Source organism: Desulfolutivibrio sulfodismutans DSM 3696 (genome assembly GCF_013376455.1).
Classification (GTDB): domain Bacteria; phylum Desulfobacterota; class Desulfovibrionia; order Desulfovibrionales; family Desulfovibrionaceae; genus Desulfolutivibrio; species Desulfolutivibrio sulfodismutans.
The window spans coordinates 2,203,159-2,225,609 of sequence record NZ_CP045504.1; the positions used below are offsets into that span (position 1 = coordinate 2,203,159).

The 22,451-nt window shown below is 51.9% G+C and carries 18 protein-coding genes; 3 read left to right on the plus strand and 15 right to left on the minus strand.

Annotated elements, in window-relative coordinates:
* Nucleotides 1-490 precede the first annotated feature (490 nt).
* The 3 genes from GD606_RS10395 to GD606_RS10405 form a co-directional block, all read right to left on the minus strand.
* A complete protein-coding gene (locus GD606_RS10395) occupies nucleotides 491-1,999 on the minus strand; it encodes a metallophosphoesterase (RefSeq protein WP_163301587.1) in 1,509 nt (502 codons plus the stop codon).
* 658 nt (nucleotides 2,000-2,657) lie between these two features.
* Nucleotides 2,658-3,206: a cysteine hydrolase family protein gene (locus tag GD606_RS10400; protein ID WP_163304010.1), complete on the minus strand. Its 549-nt coding sequence runs from the start codon at nucleotides 3,204-3,206 to the stop codon at nucleotides 2,658-2,660.
* Between the two features lie 289 nt (nucleotides 3,207-3,495).
* Entirely contained in the window at nucleotides 3,496-4,278 is a 783-nt protein-coding gene (locus GD606_RS10405; RefSeq protein WP_246298738.1) for a class I SAM-dependent methyltransferase, read from the minus strand.
* Between the two features lie 576 nt (nucleotides 4,279-4,854).
* On the opposite strand from GD606_RS10405, the gene GD606_RS10410 reads away from it, so the two are divergent.
* A complete protein-coding gene (locus GD606_RS10410) occupies nucleotides 4,855-5,268 on the plus strand; it encodes a hypothetical protein (RefSeq protein WP_163304009.1) in 414 nt (137 codons plus the stop codon).
* Nucleotides 5,269-5,318: 50 nt separating this feature from the next.
* On the plus strand, nucleotides 5,319-6,329 hold the full coding sequence (locus GD606_RS10415; RefSeq protein ID WP_163304069.1) for an IS481 family transposase: 1,011 nt from the start codon (nucleotides 5,319-5,321) through the stop codon (nucleotides 6,327-6,329).
* Here the strand turns inward: GD606_RS10415 and GD606_RS10420 are convergent.
* Complete coding sequence (locus tag GD606_RS10420) at nucleotides 6,301-6,936, minus strand: chemotaxis protein CheB (RefSeq protein WP_246298739.1); 636 nt, start codon at nucleotides 6,934-6,936, stop codon at nucleotides 6,301-6,303. The two genes, GD606_RS10415 and GD606_RS10420, sit on opposite strands and share 29 nt — an antisense overlap.
* 320 nt (nucleotides 6,937-7,256) lie before the next feature.
* The gene (locus GD606_RS10425; RefSeq protein WP_163303359.1) at nucleotides 7,257-8,720 is read right to left on the minus strand and encodes a sensor domain-containing diguanylate cyclase; all 1,464 of its coding nucleotides are present in this window, start codon (nucleotides 8,718-8,720) and stop codon (nucleotides 7,257-7,259) included.
* Between the two features lie 308 nt (nucleotides 8,721-9,028).
* On the opposite strand from GD606_RS10425, the gene GD606_RS10430 reads away from it, so the two are divergent.
* The gene (locus GD606_RS10430; protein ID WP_163303360.1) at nucleotides 9,029-9,427 is read left to right on the plus strand and encodes a DUF6573 family protein; all 399 of its coding nucleotides are present in this window, start codon (nucleotides 9,029-9,031) and stop codon (nucleotides 9,425-9,427) included.
* 368 nt (nucleotides 9,428-9,795) lie between these two features.
* On the opposite strand, the gene GD606_RS10435 is transcribed toward GD606_RS10430, so the two are convergent.
* The 10 genes from GD606_RS10435 to GD606_RS10480 all read right to left on the minus strand — a co-directional run bounded on the left by GD606_RS10435 (nucleotide 9,796) and on the right by GD606_RS10480 (nucleotide 22,138).
* Nucleotides 9,796-10,578 carry a ParB/RepB/Spo0J family partition protein gene (locus GD606_RS10435; RefSeq protein WP_163303361.1) on the minus strand — a complete coding sequence of 261 codons (783 nt, stop codon included), beginning with the start codon at nucleotides 10,576-10,578 and terminating at the stop codon, nucleotides 9,796-9,798.
* A 370-nt stretch (nucleotides 10,579-10,948) separates the two neighbouring features.
* On the minus strand, nucleotides 10,949-12,865 hold the full coding sequence (locus GD606_RS10440; RefSeq protein WP_163303362.1) for an AAA family ATPase: 1,917 nt from the start codon (nucleotides 12,863-12,865) through the stop codon (nucleotides 10,949-10,951).
* A gap of 233 nt (nucleotides 12,866-13,098) precedes the next feature.
* Nucleotides 13,099-13,377: a hypothetical protein gene (locus GD606_RS10445; protein WP_163303363.1), complete on the minus strand. Its 279-nt coding sequence runs from the start codon at nucleotides 13,375-13,377 to the stop codon at nucleotides 13,099-13,101.
* Nucleotides 13,378-13,433: 56 nt separating this feature from the next.
* A complete protein-coding gene (locus GD606_RS10450; protein ID WP_163303364.1) occupies nucleotides 13,434-14,549 on the minus strand; it encodes a tyrosine-type recombinase/integrase in 1,116 nt (371 codons plus the stop codon).
* 79 nt (nucleotides 14,550-14,628) lie between these two features.
* Nucleotides 14,629-15,186 carry a tyrosine-type recombinase/integrase gene (locus tag GD606_RS10455; RefSeq protein WP_163303365.1) on the minus strand — a complete coding sequence of 186 codons (558 nt, stop codon included), beginning with the start codon at nucleotides 15,184-15,186 and terminating at the stop codon, nucleotides 14,629-14,631.
* A 266-nt stretch (nucleotides 15,187-15,452) separates the two neighbouring features.
* Nucleotides 15,453-15,809, minus strand: coding sequence for a hypothetical protein (locus GD606_RS10460; protein WP_163303366.1), 357 nt, complete (start codon nucleotides 15,807-15,809; stop codon nucleotides 15,453-15,455).
* A 1,278-nt stretch (nucleotides 15,810-17,087) separates the two neighbouring features.
* The gene (locus GD606_RS10465) at nucleotides 17,088-18,395 is read right to left on the minus strand and encodes a hypothetical protein (protein ID WP_163303367.1); all 1,308 of its coding nucleotides are present in this window, start codon (nucleotides 18,393-18,395) and stop codon (nucleotides 17,088-17,090) included.
* Between the two features lie 51 nt (nucleotides 18,396-18,446).
* A complete protein-coding gene (locus tag GD606_RS10470; protein WP_163303368.1) occupies nucleotides 18,447-19,256 on the minus strand; it encodes a hypothetical protein in 810 nt (269 codons plus the stop codon).
* Nucleotides 19,257-19,315: 59 nt separating this feature from the next.
* Nucleotides 19,316-20,902 carry a DNA primase family protein gene (locus GD606_RS10475; RefSeq protein WP_163303369.1) on the minus strand — a complete coding sequence of 529 codons (1,587 nt, stop codon included), beginning with the start codon at nucleotides 20,900-20,902 and terminating at the stop codon, nucleotides 19,316-19,318.
* A gap of 267 nt (nucleotides 20,903-21,169) precedes the next feature.
* Nucleotides 21,170-22,138, minus strand: a complete 969-nt coding sequence (locus GD606_RS10480; RefSeq protein ID WP_163303370.1) for a hypothetical protein — start codon at nucleotides 22,136-22,138, stop codon at nucleotides 21,170-21,172.
* Nucleotides 22,139-22,451: the final 313 nt, after the last annotated feature.

The following is a 22,451-nucleotide window of genomic DNA, read 5'->3' on the forward strand; positions in this document are numbered from 1 at the left end:
GACGGTTACATACTTATTATTTTCTGACAAAGCACGTATGCATTTTGTCAGTGAGGCAACACAAGCAGGTTCAGAGTCGAAGGTATCGGCACGAACCGCTTATTACGTTTACACGGGCCATGACGCGTACCGTCCGGGGAAACCTCCCGTCTGCGGCAGGCATTCCCTGCCCGTGCAATCCGTCGTGCTTGAATCTGCACCAATGTGTATAATAAAAAAGCGATCTTGCACAGATATTTTTATCGCGGCGCCGGAGTCTTGACGTTTCAGGCCGCTTCGACCTGCAAACCGTGAACGCAGGTACATTGTTGCTGCCCCCCCCCACAGCTGCACATGACGGCGCAGGCTCGCAGTCGGTCCACTCGTTCCCGGATATCCATTCTCTTTCAAGTGAACAAAACGGAGGCGCCGGGAACGGCGACTTGCCTGCCCGGCCCATGAGCGCGCGCAGCGAGGTGTTCCGGGTCTTGGGCGGACGCTCCGGGCAGCCTTACAGGGAATCCACGCTCAGGCTGAGGGCGTCCCAGAATATGCGGAAGGTGCGCCCGTTGACCTCATTGATGTGGGCGCTTCGCAGGTCAAACCCCTGTGCGAACGCCTGTCCCCGCGCCGGACAGGCCACAAGGCCCTGGTACATCTCCTGCCAGTCCGTGGCCGAGCGCAAACCCCGACCATACGTTTGCGAATACTGGTACTCTGTCGCCCAGGCCGGACTGGCCGCGCCGATGTTCAGATAGTGTGTGGTCATGTCCAGCAGTTCAAGGCTTTCCCGATCATAGGAAAAGACCTGGTAGCCTGGGTTATTGCCTGTCACAGGCGAAATGGATGGCCCCAGCCGCATGGCGGCGACCGGCAGGTTGCCGTTTCGAGGGCGCATCAATCGGAACTCGTCGCGGTGGACATGCCCGGCAAAGCTGGCCTTGATGGTTGCGGCGTACTTCACGATCAAACCGGCCTGGGCGTCGTTCCAGGCCTCGGTCAGCATGGGATCGAAAACATCCTTGCCTTTTTTCACATACTTGGCCGCGCTGGCCTTGGAGTTGTCTCCAGGGGGGACATGGGACATGAGCCAGACCTTCTCCCCACGGCGTTTTACCTGGCCCAGTTCATGGTCCAAAAACTCCAACACCCGCCTCCCGGCGGCCTCACGTCCGGATCGCTTGGTCCAGAAGATGTTGTTGAACACCACGAGTCTGCCGCCCCCCGGCCCGGGCAGGGGCACGGCGTAGCAGCCGTCGTGCGGATAGGAGTCCAGAAAGGGCGCGCGGGACGCTTGGTCCTTGAGCGCCAGTCGGGCCACAAGGGGCGCGGTGGCCGAAAGATAGGGGCTTTTCGGGGCGATCCGGTAGTCCCCCTCGAAGCTGTCGTTGTTGCCCAGGGCGAGGTACAGCGGGGCATCCGGGAATCGCCTTGTCACCTCGGCCAGGAAGTATTCGGCGGTCTTGGCGATGAAGGTCAGCAGGCCCTCGGGCGTGGCGTCGCCGGTCAGCCGGGGATAGGTGGTCCAGAAATCGTGGCACAGCAGATCGCCCGGGTAGAGCAGAAAGTCCGGCCTGGGCGCGCGGCGGGCCATGTCGTCGAGAAAGGACTGGAAGAGGGCGTCGTTGCTGTCCTGACCATAGGGGCTGTACGCGGCGGTGGAGTCGGACAGGATGCCGCGCCACGCGCTGGCCGGTGCGGCCGCCAGGGCCGACACCTTGGCCGGGTCGGCGAAGGGGTCGAAATGGACGTCGGAAAAAAGCAGGAACATCCCGCCCCGTTGCGCCGTGGCGGCCGTGTACGAGGCCGGGTCGCCGTCTGAGCAATTCGGGCCTGAAGGCGCGGCCATGGCGTCTGGCAGGGGGGTTTGCCGTTTCGCGCCCCAGGCCTGGCCTTGGCCGCAGAGCAGCGGCGCGGCCAGGACGGCGGCTCCGGAAACCGCCAGACGCAAAAACGTCCTGCGGCCGATGATCTGGGTCTTCGATTCGCCCTGGCCCGCAGCGTCTTTTGGGTCGATCATGCTCCCTCCGTCCGGTTGTCTGTGTCCAACTCTTGGTCCGTATGGGCTGGGTACCGACGCCCAGGGAGATGGTCCGCCGCCGCCCGCCTCCCCCACCACGCCCCTTCCATGCCCGTACATATCCTGCGAAAAAAAGCCTTCTCAAACTCCGTATCGCTTAGAAGATGGCGCAATTCCTGTCAAATGCGGAAGCATCGGATCACTGCCTCCTGACTGCCGACACGGCAAAAAAGAAAGGCCCCATCCATGATGGACGGGGCCAGTAGGGGTAAACTCAGTGTTTTTTGCTTTTTTTAGGAGTTGTCTTAGCCAATTCTGGAGAGCTGGTGGTTACTCCACCTTGAGTTTGCCAGTTTTTTCGGTTTCACCGGCCTGTTTATGCTCTCCTTCAGAAGGCCATCTCCGCGTCTCTCTTGCCCAATGGTCTCGCCTCCGTTGAGGTTGCAACCGAAAACCGCCTTGGGACACGATTACTATATAGGCCCGGGCCGAAAGCTTGTCCAGGGGTTTTCTCAAAATACTTGGGCCGGGAAACATTCCTTCGCAGCCCGAATCCGGGAAGGACGGGCCTGACTGGCCCCCCACGGGCCCGGCTTCCATGGCCTGGCCCCCGCTCCCCATCGTGGCGAAAAATCCGCCGACGGCCCGGACGCGGCCCTCAATGTAGGGAGGCGATCAGGGATTGCGTGGTGACAAACCGCACACCGGCGTCGCGCAGGGCCTCCAGGGCCTGCTCTGCGTCCCCCTCTCGGAGATCCACCCCCGCGACGGCGTCCGAAACCATGGTGACCGTCAGTCCGCAGGCCAGCGCGTCAAAAGCGCTGCTTTTCATGCTGTATTCCGTGGCCACGCCGACCAGGAAGAGGTGGGAAACGCCAAGGCCACGCAGGATGCGCTGCGCAACGCCATCAGCGAAGAGGCTCAAGGCATCCTTGTAGAGCACAATGTCACCCGCCTCCGGGGACAACTCCTGGACAATCTGAGCCCCGGGCGAACCCGCCAGACAGTGGGGGCTCCAGCCTGAAAACTCCAGCGAATCCTTCGGATGCGCGTCGTTGCCATAGACGACCTGCACGCCGCAGCCTCGAAAGGCGGCCTTGAGCCGGGCAATGGCGCCGACCACCGCCTGTCCCTTTTCGAAATAGAGGCTCCCGGACGGCAGGAGGAAGTCATTTAACATGTCGATGATCACGAGCGCGTTTTCCATGCTACACACCTCATGTTTTCCCTGCGATTGGAGTGCGTGCCGCCGGGCGGCGTCGCGGCCCCCGTTGGACAGCGGTTGGCCCGCGCTACGCGGGCATGGCCCGCTCCTGCATATCAGTTCCCGGGAGAGGCCGCCAGAAGGGCGCAACGCTACCTGCGCGTGGCTGGGTGGGGAGGCGGACATTCACGTTATGTCCGGCTGGCGACGAAACTTCCCTGCTTTGCCATCGGCGAAAACGATTGCTCTCTGCTTCAAAAAGAGCACAAAACGCGACACGGCATGGTATCGGCTATTTTTCCCACAACAGCAGTTCAATACTATAATCGGTGGTTTCCACGTATTTATCCGGTTCAGTCCGGAATTGCTCGATGTATTCTTTCAGATATTCCGGATCGGGCGTTACGCCGTACGGCATCAGCATGGCGGTGCAGGAGCTGATCATGCCTTCGCGGGTCGCGGGCACAACCCATTGCCCCTCAATGAGGCGGCTGATGTGGCTGATGCCTTGATCCTCCAGCCAGTGGCGCATCTCCGGGCCGTTGTTGAAAACCTTTGGCGTGACCTGATAGTGCGCGAACAATCCGTTGAGCACATTGGAGGACATGCGTCCGGCAAAGCCCATAAAAACGGTCCAGCCTCGGGCATGGCGGAGCAGCTTGCGTCTGGTCGCGTCGTCGTGGATGGCGGGGGTCATGGAGCAGAAAACGACATCGTAGCAGCCATGATCCTCGAATTCCTCCCAGCCGGAAAGAACGTAGCGGATGTTCGAAAGCCTGTGACTTTCCGCATCATGCCGCAGGATTTCCAGCATCTGCTCGGAGATGTCCACGGCGGTGACGTGGCTCGCCTCCATGGCGAGGCGGATGGTGTACATGCCGCAGCCGCAGCCCACGTCCAGGACGGTGCGCCCCCGGAAATCCACGCCGTATTCCCGGATTGTGCGCAATATGCCCGCTTCATAATTGTCTTCGCCCGCCTCGTAGCGGGGGAAGGTCTTGGCCTTTTCGTTCCAGAAGTCCTTGCCGCCCTCCGGGGTCATGCCCGCCGCGTTTTCTGTAGTCGTCTTTTCCATTTCAGCTCGCTCTCTCCGCCCGGCCATTCCTGCGGCCCGGCCACGCCAGCACCTCCCCCTGAAGAACATGCCGCCTGTCCCGCCGCCCGCCATCGACCTGGGCATCTTTTGGGAAAGCGTACACCGGACATGCCACACTTGTCACCGCCGCAGAAGCCGCCTGGAGTTGACTCCGGCTAGCGGACCAACATTTGGTTCATCGCGAAATTCCTGGAAAGGTGACCTGTCTATTGCGAACAGAGGCGACGTCATCACCGCAGCCGCCGCCTCTGCGTTTGACCACCCTGATCGTGCTGGCGGCCTCAGCAAGGCGGCAGCCCGGCAGCAGGAAAATCCCCTGGAATAGGCTGAATAATGCGCCCGCGGCCCCCTTGCATCCGGGCTCTTGCCCCCCTTCCGGCGTAGCCCTCTGCCCGGGGCGGCGCAGGTTGCCTGCCTACAGGAGGCCCGTTGGAAAACCGACGAAAGACGTTTATGGTGCCTTTGTCCGTCGCCGTGACGGTAGCGGTTCGCTTGGTGAACCGGCCCGGGGCGGCGGGTCATGATGTGCGCTCAAACAGCAGCCAGGGGATTTTCATGGAATTCAGAGACATCTTCAATACGACGCGTGCGACCATCGAATCCGGAAACTGGAATCCGTACCTCGGCATCAGCATCAACAACAAATACTTCACCCCGGAAAATATCGCCGCCTTCGCCTCCTGGGGCGCGCAACACTGTCGCGACGGCTTCGCGCTGCTCGTTGTCGACATATTGCAACGGATCAACAACGAGGTGTTCGACAAGGCCAACGTCGAAAAAGCCATCAGCAAGGCCTTCCGGCAATCCGACGTCATCCTGGATTCCTGCCGCCAGGCCCTGGCCACGCTGCCCGCCGCCGACCGGGAAAAGGTCGTCATCCTGGAGTGGCCGGACATCATGGACGCGGCCTATTTCCACAACACGCGGATCGTCTTCGACAATTTCCAAAATAATGAGGTGAATAACTAGGCTTCTCATCGGACAGATTTTGGGGTACGAAACGACCAGGAGACCCCCCAATGAAGGCCGAAGAAAAACTCGCACGGCAGAGGCTTTCCGTTTTGGAGTTGGCCAAGGAGCTTGGCAACATCGCTGAGGCCTGCCGCCAGCGAGGCATGCACCGCAGCCAGTTCTACGAGTACAAGCGGCGATTTCAGACGCACGGGATTGAAGGCCTCAAGGATCTGCCGCCTATCCCCAAGAGCCATCCCATGACGACGCCGGATGAGGTGGTTCAACGTATCTTGGCCTTCAGCCTCGATCATCCCGCCTGGGGATGCGTCCGTCTCTCCAACACCTTGAAACTGGACGGAATTTCCGTCAGTTCGCCCACCATCCAGAACATCCTCATCAAAAACGGCATGGCCAGCAAATATGACCGCTGGCTCAAGCTTGAGGAGAAACGTGCCGGTGAGCCCATTGAACTCACTGGAGAGCAGGTCGCGTTCATCGAAAGGCAAAATCCCGCATTTCGGGAACGGCATGTGGAAAGTTCAAGGCCTGGCGAGCTTTTGTGCCAGGATACCTATTATGTCGGTCGTCTCAAGGGCGTTGGCCGCGTCTACATGCACACGGTTGTCGATACGTATTCGAGCTATGGGTTTGGATTTCTTCACACTGCCAAGGTTCCCGAAGCGGCAGTTGCGGTTCTGCACAACGATGTTCTTCCGTTTTATCAAGAAAAAAATCTATCTATCTCTTCTCTTCTCACAGACAATGGCCGCGAATACTGCGGAACAGAATCACATCCCTACGAGCTTTATCTCGAGTTGAGTGATATCGAGCACCGTCGGACAAAGATCAGAAGCCCCCGAACAAATGGCTTTGTTGAACGATTTCACAGGACAGCCCTGGACGAGTTTTACCGCGAGGCGTTTCGCTCAACCCTGTATGAGTCTGTCGAATCGCTGCAGGCGGACTTGGACGACTGGCTCGACGACTATAACAACAATCGTCCTCACCAAGGGTATCGGAACATGGGGCGCAGGCCCATCGACACCATCAACCAGTACCTTGAAAATGTCCAATAAGTAGCCTAGTATTACAAATCGCGCTACGAGGCATCCCGTCATACTCGGTGGACTCGGGGTTCTGTGCCATGACCATTCCGCCCTCACCCTTGATGGCGCGTACTCCTAAAGTTCCATCACTACCGGTTCCAGAAAGTACAATGGCGATCGCCTTCTCATGCTGATCTTGGGCCAAAGATCGGAAAAAGAAATCAATTGGCAGACGCTGTCCTCGGGGGCTAGAAGGCTCCAGAAGTTGGAGCGTACCGTTTAGAAAAGCCATATCTCGGTTTGGCGGGATAATGTAGGCGCAGTTGGATTTCACCTCCATTCCGTCTTCTACTTCAAACACCTGCATGCGAGTATAGCGCCGAATAAGATCAGTGAGAATGCTTTTGTGATCAGGAGCCAGATGCTGTACAAGAACAAAGGCCATACCCGGATCGGTATCGACGGGCATGCCAGAGAAGAACGCCTCAAAAGCCGCCAAGCCTCCTGCGGACGCGCCTATCCCGACGATGGGGAAAGAGTGTACAGGGGTCTGGACTGGGTCGCTAATGGGCGTTTCTACCGAAGGCTCGAAACCTGTATTGGGGTTTGACTTCGGTGGTGCCTTTTTCTTAGCCATTTTTATATCTCCATGATCCATGATCCGGTCGGCACAACTCGCACGCACTGCGAAAGCATTTGTCTCAAATCTGTGGCTATTTTTCTAAACATAACATTATCGCCCTTCTGGCGATAGTTGGCAAGTGGGTTTTGAAACAGCGGACTGAAAGTCCAGCTACGAACCGCAGTCTTCGCATCCGGTGATTAGGAGCCTCACCAATGTCACACTACTTTTGAGAATGACTTGGGAGTTGACCCAGATACGGACTACCGCAGAAACAAATACAACTGCTAGCTGAAAGCTACCCGGCTAAAAGCCTAAATTCGGACGAATTAATATCAAGATTCGACAAAAATACATACCCTGTTACGCCCAGACTCTTTCGCTTTGTAAAGAGCCACATCTGCACGTTTCATGATCGCGTCCAAAGAATCTTCACGTCCTTCGAAAACAGCCAAACCAATGCTCACCGTTAAACGGATATTACTATTATTCGTTTTTAAAACTATATCCTGAATCGACTTCCTTAAACGTTCAGCTATGTGTTTGCCTTCTTCTATACCTGTCTGGATAAGCAGAGCACCGAACTCCTCACCTCCAATGCGCCCAAGAACATCCGTTGTTCTTAGTATATTTTGAGCAGTAGTAGCCAAAGATTTTAGAATATGATCACCTGTATCATGCCCAAACGTATCATTAATAGATTTAAAGTGGTCGATATCGATCATGAGAAAAATTAATGGGAGATCATAACGTATGCTTCGCAAAATCTCAGCTTCAGACCGTTCAAAAAAATAACGACGGTTGCCGATACCGGTCAAGAGGTCGGTGGTAGCCAGGATTTCCAATTCATCAACAGACTTTGTTAGCGCCATTTGTGTGGTCTTGAGTTCCGTGACGTCCGACATAAGAACAGAAAACCCACATACCTCGTGATCTTGGACGTCTGGGATATAGGAAGCTAATGCATATCCAGTGCTTCCATCGGATTTTCGTAAGGAAAGCTCAAAACTCGGCGAATCTCCCTGCAAAACTGAACCGATGAATGGCTCATTTATTCTGAATAAAGCATCACCCATCAACTCACGGATAGATATACCCATCATCTGTTCTGGCGTTCTTCCAAACCACGAAAAATATGCTTTATTGGCATATGTACAGATTAAATTTTTATCCCAGTACGATACCAGTCCAGGGATATTGCTTGTTATTGATCGTATAAATCTTTCATTTTTTTCAACCATTCGCGAGTATAAAGCGAGTCGTTCTTCGGCTATTTTTCGCAAAGAGTTGTCCGTGCTGATCAAGAGATATCCGATAATAGTCTCTTGATCATTTCGCAGTGCAGTTACTGAAACTACAGCAGGAAAACGGCTTTGGTCTTTGCGAATGTAAGTTAGCTCATAGATGTCTTCAATGCCTCGTGAAGCCTTGAACACTAACGCTTCGAATCCTGGGCTGATTGGTGCGTTGAGTTCAGTGCTTAAGGCCATGGCGCGCGAAGAAATTTCTTGCGGATCGGACAGATCCGCTGGAGTGAACTTGTCCACAACTTCCTCAGCTTTGAAACCAAGCAAGTTTTCAGCACCGACATTAAAAATTTGAATAAGACCCGTCGAATCTGTAGCTATACATGAAAAATTGACACTGTTAAAAATTGCATTCTGAAGGGCTTTAGTCTGAAGTGGCACTTCTCCAATCAGTTTGCGTACAACGTCACTTTTTCCAACTTCAGTTGATCTCTGAAGAGAATTTTTCGACTTAATTCTAGAATTATCTTTTGCAATTTTTGAATTTTTCATGGTTACTCAAAAATGGTCACAGTATGCTTGTTAACTAAACGTTGCTCAAGTTTGCAATCTTGCGCACCTCCCGCGTTTGAGTCACGCTTTTGAATTAGACAGTGATGCGCAGCATCGCCAAGGTCCGAAACTCGTTTAGAAACAGCAGCGTCATTCACTGCTCCGCCTGCAAATGATTCCGCCTAACCTCATTTAAAATCAAATCAATTTCATCGAGTTTCCAGCAAAAAACCTCTACCACGTTACCGGCCTCATGGTCCAGGGTATTCTCCTTTTGGCCCCCAAACTTTTGCACCAAGGAGAATGCCATGGTCGACAAAGACGATGAATACGACGACTGGCCGATCATCTTCAGCTATACCAGAAAGCAAGCCATGGAAGACGGCGTGCTGATCGACGTCACCGACGAAGCGAAATCCGCCGGGTTCAAAGTCCCGGTGGCTATCGGCGACAACCTGTTCAACCAGTACGTCTCCCCTCCTCCAGGTCTCGAAGGCGAGGGGCAGTCCATCAGCGGACGTTTGCACGATCTTTTCATGATGGCTCACGCCGCCATCCGTTGCCAACGAGGGGAAAGCAGAGTCATCTTCAGCGTGTTGTTTCTCATGGAGCCCAGGAAAACAGAAAAGATCACAGTGCTGGCGGTCATCGGCCCAGGCGATGAAGGCGAACCCGTTTTGACCATGTGCCTCCCTGAAGACGAGTAAGCCGTCGCAATAGAGCATTCAAAAAATAACAAATAAATACTGAATTATGATCCCTGCAAGCACATTAACTGCTCGAAAATACGTTAACATCTTCTTACATACATGCCTGGGAGGGAAGGCTAAGCCTCGGCGGAGTAGATTTCTACCAAGACCGACAAAAGGACGTGCCGCCTCTCTCAAGCCTCTGGGTCAATTGGATGATCCAGCCGCGGCAATTGGATGCCGCAAAAATCAACGGGGCAGGGGATTCAACGAAGAAAGGCCTAGGGCGTTTGCCTCAGGCCTTTCTCTGCTTTGGCGTTGATCAGCACCAGCGGATTTGGTTCTAAAATCGAAAGCTTGAATGCCCCACTGCTACCCTACTGCTTTTAAAGCTTCTGACGAAATTCTTTTATATTCTCTTCCAACTTGCCAAGAGCCATCTTTACATTATCAATCTGATCAGGCGTCCATTCGTCGGTAATTTTAACCGCTTTAATTACCTTAGTAATACCTTCAATCGACTTCTTGAGCATTTCGGCTTTGTGACTATGCGGACGGGTAATTTTCCGAACCTCGTCACTGGTCAGCCCTCTCTCTTTAAATTTCTTGAAGGTAGCTCGCATTTTGGCTTCGGTCTTTTCCTTAGCGATCTCTACCAACACCCGGCGGGAACAAGCTGCATTCGAGCGAAGCTCTTTTCTCACGTCCTCGGGCAATCTCATGATGCTGAGGATTTCAGTCACGGTGGAACGCTTTTTCCCGATCATCTCGGCAAGCTGATCCTGCTTGCATTTCTTCTTCTGCATATAGCGGTCAAGGGCTTCAGCTTCTTCGACCGGAGTCAGATTCTCCCGGAACAGGTTTTCAACCAGGTTGAGTTCCTCGCCTTCCTTCGCAGTGAAGATGGCAGGAATCTCTTTAAGACCAGCCTTTCCAGAAGCCCTGTACCGTCGCTCACCAGCAACGAGGATAAGTTTCCCTTTGTCGTCTTGCCGGAAGAGTACGGGCTGGATGATGCCGTGTTTCTTGATGGAGGAGACAAGTTCATCAAGCGCCTCTTCATTGAAATATTTTCTCGACTGGTTGGGGTCTTTGTGAATAGATCCAACGGGAATCTTGTATAACATGCCGTCTTCATAGCTGCTTGTAACCGTGTTCTCAGCCATCATGTCCTCCTTAAAGCGATTTTAGTAGAAACAGTCATGCAAATTCATTTTGAATTTCAAAATATGGGTAGTTTTTGGAATGCAAGCGGAACACATCTTCCAAAACTATCACAACTTAAGCACATCTAACAATACTCTCAAATCTTTGCAATACAAATTTATATAGGGGGATTACTACTTTGAGTAATCCCCATAAAAATATATATAAGGATTTTGCAATTGCAAATGTAATTATTTTAACCGGTTACCGTTTGCAAAATATTTTGCATTGGAATTGGAAATGGAATGTAAATATATAAAATTTAACAGTAAAATTTTGCAAATGAAATTGGAATTGCTTGGAATTGGAATTGGTTGAAAATAGCAAGGGTTCTCAACTTTTTAAATATAAACTCTTTTTGTTACCTTGCATTTCCTCTACGATAATACTCCGTTCAATCGCTTCGGTGATCCAACTTCTAAGCGTATTTCGACTAGGTGACTTCTGCCCTTTCTCAGTCAAGATGTCGGTCATCCTCGATACTAATTCTTGATGAGTAGCTGCTTTTCCGCCTAGCGCATGTATTGCTGCCAATACGGTATTGTCTTTACTGCTTGCTTTAACTGGCTCGTTCTCAACGATTTCATATCTGAGGTTGGGGGTTCGGCGAAGATTCAGTGACCCAAGTGACTCCGAGTCTCTGCTTTTCAGATTGACGAGTTCAAACAAGTCATCTTTGCGTTTTTTCAGTTCCAAACTTCCCGAGTTCCAGTCTCCAATGGCGCTTGCACCGCGACCACCCGAGTTCCCATTGCCGCCATCCGCCTTGCCAAGATGATGTACCACCATCAATGTTACCTTGAGATCAGAAGCGAAGTCCTTGATTCCATCCAAGACTTTGCGCATGGCTTGGTTGCTATTTTCGTCGGCATCGTGAAAACTAATAAGCGGATCGAATACCAGGATATCAGGAGCTACCTTGTGTATTATTCTGGAAAGTGACGATAGGAATTGCGGGTCACTAAAAATGCCTCTTGCCCGTGCATCACCCTTTTCTCCGGCAAATATAATGTTATTCCTCACATCTTCAGGCAATGGCTTGCCGTCGAACATCAACTGTTGCCTCCTGTAGATGCTGGCAGCACTGTTTTCAGCCTGGAAAATCAGTGACCGATACTTCCCATTGATCTTGAACCGGCCAAGGAAACCCTCTTCCGGCGGCGAAGCCAGTTGCATGAGCATGTCCAGTGTGAAGAGAGACTTTCCAACACCCCCTTTGCCCAGAATCATGAGCGGTTCATACTTGGGCCAGAGGCCGTCTATGATGAATTCCATCTCCGGCTTTAGAACTTCTAGATCGCCAAGCGTGACTGTTTCAATGGGCTTAGCCTCACACATATTTTCGGTGAAGACCCGTGCGACGGCTATCTGATGCACCAACCGTTTGATTCTGTTTTGTCCATATTCGCGGTGTTTCTCACCGATGGGGAACTGTTCGAAAATGGATAGAATAGTTTCATCTGATTTTTGCGCGAGAACCAAACTATCAATAACGGACATCTCTACTTCTGAGCGTGTTCCTTTCGGATGTGAGTATAAAATCTTCACCTTCACGGAATCTGGCACATTCATGGATTGCAGGTCTATTCTGGGCAACGTGTCTGGATCGATCTGAACAGCCTTTGAAACTGCCTCTTGGACACGTGAGGTCTCCTTCCGTTCTTCCCCGCCAAGGGACAACGCAAGAAGCCAGTCGGGAGCGGGAGCGATTGGAACAAAGTATTCAATGCGATATGGCTGACCCGTAGCAGGATGGATTGATCCTGGCGCGACAGCCTGCCTTCCATCCCCGATAAGATCGAAGATGACACATTCATCGTCCTTGACAGTTCTACTTTTGTATATTTTACCGTCGGAAGGGGTGCTATAGTAGAAGTGACGACTTTTGCCACCCGACTTGATTGTCAAGGTTTCAGGTAGAGAAAAGTTTTTTTCAAATAAATAGTTATTGAACTTTTCAGCGTGATCTTCGTCGATGATCAAGAGGGTATTTGACGGCCCGCCGGTGATCCCAGCGTTCATCCCCTTGAAGTCTTCAGCTTTAAATGGTCTTTTGACATGGCACCAGCGTTGCCATCCTGATTCCACGGGAGATTTGTTTCTACTTGGATTCGAATGGTTCTGGTGCAGGGGGATGAGCGAGAAGCAAGAGGCCAATCCTTCATAGAGCTGCATCCTGCTAGAGTCTTTCGAGAGATCGATTTCCGACAATGTTTTCAAGACGATTTCGTTGAATTTTTCTATAGACATGATGACACCTGGACAAACAACTCCACGCCAATGGAGTTGGCTTAGATTTGTTTCGCAATGTCGGCGCGCCGACATCAGGCCAATTACGTACGTGATGACAGAGGGTTGCTGGCTATTTTCCTGAAGGCGGTGATGCGCAGGATCGTAGGAATGGACGGCGAAGACGCGAGCAATAAGAAAAGGGGGAAGGCTTTTTCAACCATTCCCCCTTCACGGTGGGATATGCTTCTAGTTTAGCATTTCACTTCGACCCAATCGAAGTAATAGCCATCATTTTCATATTCTTCAGCTTGCTTATCTGAGAGCGCGAGTTGTTTCTTGCGATATTCCTCATACAGGGCATCAAGATTGTTTTTTATCTCTTCATATGAGTGCGTTTTTGAAAGCGGTACATAGTACTTCTTGTAACAATCAGGGCATAAGAATTTCCACGTTTCATCAGGATTGGCGAAGAACCCGTGACCACCCCTTTGACATTTCATTTTGATTTTTCCTTTGTTTCCTTTTGACATGGCAGACCTCGTAACGCCCGGTTTTGGGGGCCTTCTCGGCCCCCGTTATGATGTCGTTATGACAAAGATGGCATCAAACTCACGGCGCGTTCCTTCTCGCCCTGCAGGTAGTGATAATACGTGTCCGCAGTCATCTTGACGGTGGAGTGACCCATCATCTTTGATACTGCGGCGAGGTCAGCACCTTTGCTCAAAAGCGTAGTGGCAAAGAGGTGGCGCAAATCGTACATTCTGGCTGAATATTTTATTTCGGCTCGTTCGCAGGCATTATTGAATGCCTTTCTCATTGTCGTGAGCCGTTTCCCGCGATACTCGACGACATATTCCGAGGTCGCAGCTTGCTTCATCTCCTTCAGCCGGGGGATGAAGTTCGGATTGATGGGCACCGTTCTGAACTGCTTGTTTTTTGTCGCATAGATTTGGGCGGTGCCTTTCTCCAAATCCAGATTGGCCCATTTCAGGGAAAGCAATTCTGACGGCCCCGGCCGTGTTCCCAGGTTGAAGCAGACCTCCATGGCCCATCGAAGGTGAGGTTCCGCCTCCTTCATGATCTTCTTCACGTCCTCGAGGGTGAGTTGCACATCCCGAGGCGTTTCTTTCGACTTCTTCCTGCCCTTGAGAGGGTTGACCTTGGTCAGGCCCATTTCCAGGCCAAAGTTGAAGATCGCGTCCACGTAATCGCAGTACCGATTGACGGTGTGCTGGGACCTCGGCTTTCCAGTGACAGAGCTTTCCGCTTGAAACTGCCGGATGAAAGGGAGCATGTCGCCGTGATAGGTCATCTGGTCCACGACCTTTTCCCCGAGCACGGGCAAGAACTGATTTTTCAAAAGCACTGAAACATTGTGGATATGCCGCTGCGTCCTTCCGGATGCCGCCAGATGTTCCAGGTGTTTTTTTGCCAAGTCCTTGAACCTCACGGCTGACTCTTCAGGGTTGTTGAGAGTGCGCTGAAAAGTCAGAAACGGGTGATCTTGTAATCTCGTCTGTGACGTGAAGGAAACAGCATCAGGAAGTTCAGTTCCTGACGTTTTGGCCGACTTCACAGCGGTGTTGAAAGCTTCTGCCAAGCCGAATGCCTCGGGGCCTCTGCCAAAGGATTTGTCTTTTCTTTTACCCGAGTCATCGTGATAAAAGACCATCCACCTACCGTCGCGCTGGTATACTCCCATAACGGAACTCCATGGGGTTGAGGTTATCCAAATGAAAAGGGGCCGATGAGGCCCCCTTTTTTTAACGATTTTTAGACTATTATATTTCATGCATCAGAATTTCTTCGACCTCCTCTTCCTGGATTCCAAGATAGCGCCGTGTGATAGACGGATTCGAATGGTTCAACCGTTTTGACAGGACTTCCCAGGAGACGCCGAATTTCTTGCGCTGCTGGTAGGTCCAGGTTTTCCGCAAGGTATGCGCGCCGTAGTTGCCTTTCAGGTTCACAGCCGCACACCATCGCTTCACCATCTTGGTGACGGCGAAAGTGGTCAGAGGATAGTTTCTGCCCTTCCTGCTTTTGAACAGGAAGTCAGCGTCCCCGAGCTGTGCGGCCGTCAGATGCTTGTCCAGCGCAGTCTTGATTTCCTTGTTGACGATGAACACGTTTTCCTTGTTGGTCTTTTTCTCCTTCAAGGTAATGCGGTCGCCAACCTTGCAGTCTCGCAGGGTCTGGACCCGAAGGTTCAGTAAATCCTGGACGCGTAGCCCAGAGTTCACCCCCATCACAAACAGCAGCAGGTCTCTCGGACTTTCTCGCAAAATCTTCTTTATGTTTCGGATGTCGCTGGAGGCGGTGATCGGTTCCACTTTCATGCATTTTCCTCCAAATTCCAGTTTTGCCTCCCAGAGATGTGAAACCGGACATTCAAAAACCCGGCGGGCATCTCCCCTTGGGGAGGCTATTTAATAACTCGTTAAATTTCTTGGATTTTAACAACCAATCCCAGTCAATGTCCGTTTCTACATAGAAACGTACTTTCCCATTTTTATTATTTTTATATAACTTTTGACAAAGTTAAAGAATTTTTGGCGCAGAAACGAAAGAAAATGCCACGCTTCGAAGCATGGCATTCTCGCGCTTAAGCCTTGGTGAGGATGATGCGTTCATCCTCGACGGAGACTCTGAACTCATCCCCATACTCGATGTGCATGCCCTGCAAATCGACCTTTTCCAGGTAGATCTTCAGTTCGAGCTTCTTGTTGACTCGGTAGCAATTCGAGCCCTTGAGATAGAGCCCCTTGACTTCGTAAAGGTACTTGTCATCGTTCATCAGCTTCAAAATATGCTGCTTGAACGTCTGGCGGTGCTTGATTTCAAGCTTTGCCATGATTTCATCCGCATGCATTCCTGCATTGATGCATTCGCGCAGCATTTTGGGGTTGTATCGAGACTCGAATTTCTTTTCCGTGGTTTCATGTTCAGTTTTCTTTGTCATGTTTTTCTCCTTTGAGTATTATATTTCTATATTTGACGGAAGATTATGCAAATAAATATGAATTTTGCGCGCAAAACCACCTAAAAAGGGAGCTTTTGCATCTCGTTTCATGGGGAACCCTGGATTTGACCCCAGAATGCCTTCAGGCGCGTTTTGGGTCACGGGCAAGGGAAAGCTCGGGAAAAGGGTCAAAAAGGCCGCAGAGGGGAGCTTTGCGAGGCATTGTTTTCAGGAGTCATTGCCGAGGCCCCGCACAGAGCTAAAAAAAGAAAGAGGAACCCCGGTTTGAGCCGAGATTCCTCATCTAAATGAGGCATTCCAAACTCTCCCTGGCGAAGATGATACTTCACCAAGGAGAGTCGGTTTCAGGGTCGAGTGAAACGTCACCGTTCCAAGCGCCCTTCACTTCCGGACAGGCGGTTTTCCCGCATCCGGCGGTAGCGGAAGATAAATGGATATTATTTTTTGAGATGTGTATTCGTACAATTTCAAAGTCGCTTTGTTTTAAGCCACCATGAGTCCAACTTCCATCTTCATTCAAACCAATTTTTCAAAATTTCATGCGTTTCATCTTCCGCCGTGTCCTTACGACACGCAGCCACCCCCAAATAGCGGATTCCTCCACAAATCCCTGCCGAAGCAGCTTGTTCAGGGGCTTCCTATGGTCTCATATCCGTCCATAAAGGACCGTCCCGCACCTAATCGCGTCCGCATGCCTCAGCTATGAACTTCAGTTTGCCGTGAACTTCGTCCGGCATACGAGCCACCGTGGTCTCTCTCGATTGCTCGAAATACGGGCCAGCCCAAAATCGCAGCCCCTCCCCAAGCCGGATTGCTCCGTACCTGGTTGGCATTCCTCAGGCGGCGCACCTCGATGGAGTCGGATGCGAAGGGTATTCTGAGTGAACTATTTTTTGATTTCAGCTAGTGTGCGCAGGTATAATGCCTACGCCAAAACGCTGGACCGGTGATATGATGCATAGCGCCCACGGCATTTTACTGCCTCGTGCATGCAATTCTGTAAATTGATTTGAAGAGATTGGAATTGAACTATTTCGTGATCGCGTAAAGAAACGAGCTTCATTAAAATTGTTTGAAAATCTCATCAAAGTATATATTGTTAACCTAATTTCTATATGAAGATCGAGTATATTAAATAATTTTTGCCGCATAAAATAAAGCTGGGGACATCGATCCCGCTGCTGGGTTTCTCGAATTGCAGCGAAACCAATATTCCCAAAGTCTTTCTATCGAAGTTTCTTATCCTCCAAGGGGGGGTTACTTCAAGTGGCAAGGAAATCCGATGTCCTTGATCGTCCGCACCATATACTCCTCAAGGGTCGCTTCGTCCCGCCGGTCGACGAACCATTTATGCCAGAACCAAGTCCGCTCCAGAGTTATGGTGATGGTCTTTTCCATGTGGGGTGAAAATGCCTTCGGGTACTTTTGAGCAATGTCCTTAAAAATCCTGGTCAAGCGCCCTTTCAAATTCGTCGGGCTCGTTGCCTTGCCGAGTTCCCCAATAAGGTCGTACTGGTCGATGACCATCCCAAAGAACTCGTCCAACTGAAGATTGCTGAACACGTTCAAAGGGCTGAAGGCCGCCGCATTCTGAAGCCTTACGCCATTACGGCGGCGATCCATTTCCGAAAGCAGCACCTGATAATGGCTGTCGTCTGCGGCTATCCCGCGAAGGATATCCTGCGGGGCGTCCAGCAAGGATGGATATATCTGAAAATCCGCCCCTTGGGCTACGTACAGCGGCACATCAGCATTCATCCGAACGGTATGTATGGGGTTGATCGAATCATACGACGTCTGCACATCCGCTGCCCCACCGAAGTAGCCTCGAAACAGCTTTTCCAGGAAAACAATATGAAACCTATCTGAGGGGGCGTATACGCCAAGGTAATGGATCTTCAGGCCGTCTCCAGCGTGCGGCCCTTGCATATGCCGATAGAGGATGTAGTAGCTCATGCCGGTGAAGGGCGTGAACGAGATATTCGTGGCTTCCTTGAGCCCAACCATCCCACCAATGGCGTGGTTTCGAACGAATTTCTCCATCCCCAGTTCGGCATAAAGATGCTTCCAGATGGCGAACTGCTCCTGCATCTTGAAGTGCCAAACAAAGAAAAATTTATTTTGAAGAGCCTCATGGCGCTCCAAGACAGACCGCGAGGCACATAACGAGTCGGTGTTCGCCTGTAATATCTTGGCGACCGTATTGAACGACTCGTATTTCAGGCTGAAAGGGATGTCCAACGAGAATATTCGATCATATTCTTCGAGTTCGCTTTCGAGATAGACCGTGTAACAGTCGACCAGCATGAGGATTTTTGAAGGCGGAATATCGCCCTTGATGAATGAATAGCCGCCAGAATCCGTGACGATTTTCCCCCCGACAGGCACGGTAAAAAGCCTGGCAAACTCGCGGATATCGCAAGCCACCTTCTCGAGGGTGTCTAGCCCGAAGTCTTGCTGCCTCAGGCCGCCAATCAGCGAATACAGGGCGAATTTCGTCTGACGTGTTATCGCTTGCTCCATGGCGACGTCCGTCCCGCCGCCTGCGACGTAGATGTAACCCATTTCAAATCCTCCATGGAGGGGGGAGGCTCTCCCTCCCCCCCCCTGTCTCCGTTAAACACGCCCTTCGTATAGAAGCTCGTAGGTCGTGAGGTTGTTGATCATGTTCGGCTTCGACGAGGTTCTCAGCCAGTATCCGTGGACGTTGCGGTAGACACCGAAGCTCAGCCCCAGCTTTCCCGCCAGGGCCAAGAAGTTGCTGCTCGTGAGCATCAGGTCCGGTGAGCGATCAGCCAACGACGTGAATGAGGGCTTGTGAAGATAGTAGGGATTCTTGCCCCGAATCTCGACCTGCTCGAACTGACGAGAGAAGCACATCAAAAAAACAAACCTGGTCTTGGCCACGTATCTCTTGATAGCGTCCAGGTCGTCGACCTCGACCTCTTCGCCAAGCTTGTCTTTCTCGCTCGGGAGCGTTACCGAGGCCGTCGGTTCCTGCGGCGTGGGCTTCGTGAGCTGGGCCTTGGTGTAGCCGTTCGTGAAGACAAGCTCAGTGCCGAGGTCGTGGATTTCAATTTCCGACTTCCCAGCCAAGCTCGCGAGGTTGTCGATGTCCTTTGCGCTGGCCAGGAAGCCGAAACTGACCCCCGGGTCGCTTGTGCCGACAGGCTGAACTCCGACGGGTATCGACTTTTTAGCCGGCAGCAGGATGTTGGCGAGGTCGATGTCCACCCAGAAGTGGGGCGTCCCTATTGCCTGCACTATCCTGGAATTGTCGGCGTAGATCGGACGCGGCCCATGAAGCTCGACCAGCTGGCGCGTGAGCCCGACGAACGCCTTGTAGCGCGCAGGAGCTATGGTGCAAAGGGGTTGAAGTGGCGGCGAAAATGCCGGAGCCAGGTGCGTGGTGAAGGTGCTTTCCATGATTTCCTCCTTAGGTTGAATGAAAATGCGGAGGCCCCTTTGCGGAGCCTCCGCGACGCTCAGCCGATGCGCTTGATTGCGATGCCCTGCCAGAAACGGCTGGGGTTGCCGCCTTTCGCCTCAAAGTGCCGGGCTGTGAGCATCTTTCCGAACTGGATTTTCCCGAGAGCCTTCGAGCCACAGTCCCGAGTCCAAGCCAGGTAGTCAGAATAAAGGAGGCCTTGTTGGGTCCGGGCGTTGGGGTCGGAGATATCGGTGCGCTCCTCCAGGTACCGCGAAATGTGGTCGTTTTCCTGAAAATAGGCGGCCGTCGCATCGAGGACGACTTTGGGCGGGTTCAGCCCCTGCTTCCTCCACTCCAGGAAGCCGCGTACAGCCCAAGCGAAAATTCCGGACAGTTCGCGCTCGACCTTGCCTTCAAGCTCTTCCTTGTTGACGGTGTTGTCGAACTGGTGGCGGAAAGGTACGACCCGAATCCGGCGACGCATCGCGTGATCCGTGCTCAAAAGTGCCGGAAGGTGGTTCACCCCCATGAATATTTTTATCCTAGGCCGGAATTGGACCGGATCCTTTGCAACCCCGCGCCCGGATAACTCATCTCCGCTCACCAGCGCCTTCATGACCCCTTCGCCTAACGTGCGGTCCTGATCAGTCTCGATTGCAAAGCCTGAGCGTTTCCCTTCGACTTGCCGATAAAAATAGGACATGCCGTACATTGTCGATTTAAGGATCATCTCAGGATTGAGCGTCAGGCCGTACTCGCCCGAGCCCAGGATGCGGAGGTTGGTCCCGAGGAAGAGGCTTTTCCCGTTCGCTCCACAACCGTGCAGGATGGTCATGACCTCCTCATAGGTCGAGCCGGTCATGCTGTAGCCGAATTGCCGCCGTAGATAATCGGCCAAGTCCCTGTCGCCGCATGACATTTTCGTGATGCTGTCTTCCCAGAAAGGGCATTTGGCATCCGGCTCCCAGGTGACAGGTGCAACTTTCGTCACCTGCTGCGATGGGTGGTGCGGAGCCAACTCCAGGGTTTCCAGGTCGAGCAGGCCGTTCTGCAGGTTGATTTTATAATGGTCGGCGTCGAACTCGCGGGACGTCACCTGGATGCGCGGCGCGAGGCTGGCAAGGGCGAGGGCCTTGTTGATCATTCCCAGGGAACGAACTTTTCCCTGAAACTTCAGAAAGTCCTCCTTGTCGACCGGCTGCCCGTCCTCGGTCATATGGATGCGGCCCTCCTCGAACTCGCGGTGGACCTTGTCCAGGGCTTCCAGCGCCCAGCGCTTTGCCAGATGGCCATGGTCGCCATACTTCGTGCCGTCCCAGGCATAGAGGAGCTTTCGGTCGGTCAGGTACCGCAGGCTGTCCTGACAGGCGGCAAGAACACGCTGGCTCGCTCCGACCTCGTCAAAGTTGGACACTACCTTTACCGTGGGGGGCCGGACGACGCTCCCCCCCACCTCGGGATCGGCCGCCGGGGCCTCGGCTTCTTCAGGCGCTGGTTGTTCCCCTCCTTGCGGAACTGCGTGCTCTTCCTCGTTCGGCGGCGGGTAGCCGCCGGTTCCCTCGGCCTGATCACGGGCCGAAAGCGCGTCGTCCTTGTGCTCCTCGTCATGCGGGGTTGGTGCGGATTCTGGATTGTTGAGCATACACCCTCCTTGTCGTCGGCCCGAGCGGGCCGTGATTGAGCCAGGATAGCCTAGGCCCAAAAAAAGGGTTTTTTCTGGCATGATGACCGGGGGGGTAGGCAAAGAAACCTGAAAAATGGGTCCAACTGGTCAAACGGGCGGCGGTGAATGTCGTGGGGGGCTCAGCGAGATGTCACAAATGTCACGGCATGAAAAAATCTTTTATATAAGATAGTTACGTCGAAATGCTCCGGCTTCCCCGTGACATTTCGCGACACCGTCAAGCAACTACTTGGATTTCAGATGCTTTTTGGATACCGGGAGGTCAAGGCGTTTTCTCATTGGGATTTTTTGCAGAAGAGGACAGCCGTGCTCTTTGTTGCAGGGGCATGTATCAATAGTCTTTTTGCTGCCAGGGCCATATATCCGACTTGATGGAGCAACTTTTTTTAACTTGTTCTTCGCGCTAACCTCTTTAGAATGATCAATCACTCCCGTCAGGATAAAAAGATGAAGCAGTTGCGTATGCAAAAGCTCACATCCATATTCCCATGCTTCTGTCGCGATGGCTCCGATATCGCTATTTTTCTGCTCGTCTCTTTTCTTTTTATTCGCGCTTGCGCCTATTGAATGAAATTTTCCGAGAAATGTGTCCTCAGTAAATTCGGAAAATAATTCTATTTGGTGCAATCCGATGCCTAAGCTTATTGCGCTTTTCAGCACATCCGCCCGGCCATCCTGGTTGGCAAAATTGGCGTCCTTCATAGTCCGAAAAACATTTTTTATGTAAAACCTGAGAAGAGCTATTCGGACTATTGCCTGATTTTTCATGACCTCCTTGTTTTCCTGTGTTGCAATTTTCAGTATCTTATTAAAGTAATCTCGATCATATTTCTTCATCTCCCATATGTTTTCAACTCTTGGCGATGTACATCGAACAAATCGAAAAGTGTCGGATATTTCTTCGAATTTTTTGCTAATATGGCCGTATTTTGCCCTAAGGTCTGCTTCAACGTTTTCTTCAGCGAGGATATACCTGTTTAACTCGTCAATGATTTTTATTGCATCAATTAAGCTTATGTACCCGTCTAGAAATTCATCTATCACCTCCTCAAGATCTTTTATGTCCGAACTATCTGTTTGAAAAAACATGTCGAGATAGTTTTTAGCTTCAACGATGTTATGTTCTTCTTTGGACAGAAGTTCACACATCATATTCCCGACGTCTTTAATGGGTATAAGATTTTTTAAACTCATTGTTTTCTCCATCTAATTGATCGTTTTCGGCATTCTCGCATCAACATGCGTTTAACACACGCATAAATGCTGGGAAATGGCGTTTATTCGTGCCACAGGGGCGGCGGATTGGGCCGATACCGCGATTCTGTAGGAACGGCCGAAAGGAATGTCACAAATGTCACCATGCTATTTGATGAATTATTTTGGATAGTTATTGTCATCCTGGTACTGGCGGATGTGACATTTCATTCTCAACCGAGGTGCCGATCCAGGGGAAGAGAACCCCAAAAAACAGGCTTTGGGATCCTCCTGCGATTTCCTGGATTCTAGC

Coding starts and splice junctions, on each gene's coding strand:
- GD606_RS10420 (WP_246298739.1), bottom strand. CDS start 6,936: ATGGCTAAGAAAAAGGCACCACCGAAGTCAAACCCCAATACAGGTTTC.
- GD606_RS10445 (WP_163303363.1), bottom strand. CDS start 13,377: ATGTCAAAAGGAAACAAAGGAAAAATCAAAATGAAATGTCAAAGGGGT.
- GD606_RS10460 (WP_163303366.1), bottom strand. CDS start 15,809: ATGACAAAGAAAACTGAACATGAAACCACGGAAAAGAAATTCGAGTCT.
- GD606_RS10395 (WP_163301587.1), bottom strand. CDS start 1,999: ATGATCGACCCAAAAGACGCTGCGGGCCAGGGCGAATCGAAGACCCAG.
- GD606_RS10450 (WP_163303364.1), bottom strand. CDS start 14,549: ATGGGAGTATACCAGCGCGACGGTAGGTGGATGGTCTTTTATCACGAT.
- GD606_RS10480 (WP_163303370.1), bottom strand. CDS start 22,138: ATGAGTTTAAAAAATCTTATACCCATTAAAGACGTCGGGAATATGATG.
- GD606_RS10415 (WP_163304069.1), top strand. CDS start 5,319: ATGAAGGCCGAAGAAAAACTCGCACGGCAGAGGCTTTCCGTTTTGGAG.
- GD606_RS10470 (WP_163303368.1), bottom strand. CDS start 19,256: ATGGAAAGCACCTTCACCACGCACCTGGCTCCGGCATTTTCGCCGCCA.
- GD606_RS10475 (WP_163303369.1), bottom strand. CDS start 20,902: ATGCTCAACAATCCAGAATCCGCACCAACCCCGCATGACGAGGAGCAC.
- GD606_RS10405 (WP_246298738.1), bottom strand. CDS start 4,278: ATGGAAAAGACGACTACAGAAAACGCGGCGGGCATGACCCCGGAGGGC.
- GD606_RS10400 (WP_163304010.1), bottom strand. CDS start 3,206: ATGGAAAACGCGCTCGTGATCATCGACATGTTAAATGACTTCCTCCTG.
- GD606_RS10465 (WP_163303367.1), bottom strand. CDS start 18,395: ATGGGTTACATCTACGTCGCAGGCGGCGGGACGGACGTCGCCATGGAG.
- GD606_RS10440 (WP_163303362.1), bottom strand. CDS start 12,865: ATGTCTATAGAAAAATTCAACGAAATCGTCTTGAAAACATTGTCGGAA.
- GD606_RS10430 (WP_163303360.1), top strand. CDS start 9,029: ATGGTCGACAAAGACGATGAATACGACGACTGGCCGATCATCTTCAGC.
- GD606_RS10435 (WP_163303361.1), bottom strand. CDS start 10,578: ATGATGGCTGAGAACACGGTTACAAGCAGCTATGAAGACGGCATGTTA.
- GD606_RS10410 (WP_163304009.1), top strand. CDS start 4,855: ATGGAATTCAGAGACATCTTCAATACGACGCGTGCGACCATCGAATCC.
- GD606_RS10455 (WP_163303365.1), bottom strand. CDS start 15,186: ATGAAAGTGGAACCGATCACCGCCTCCAGCGACATCCGAAACATAAAG.
- GD606_RS10425 (WP_163303359.1), bottom strand. CDS start 8,720: ATGAAAAATTCAAAAATTGCAAAAGATAATTCTAGAATTAAGTCGAAA.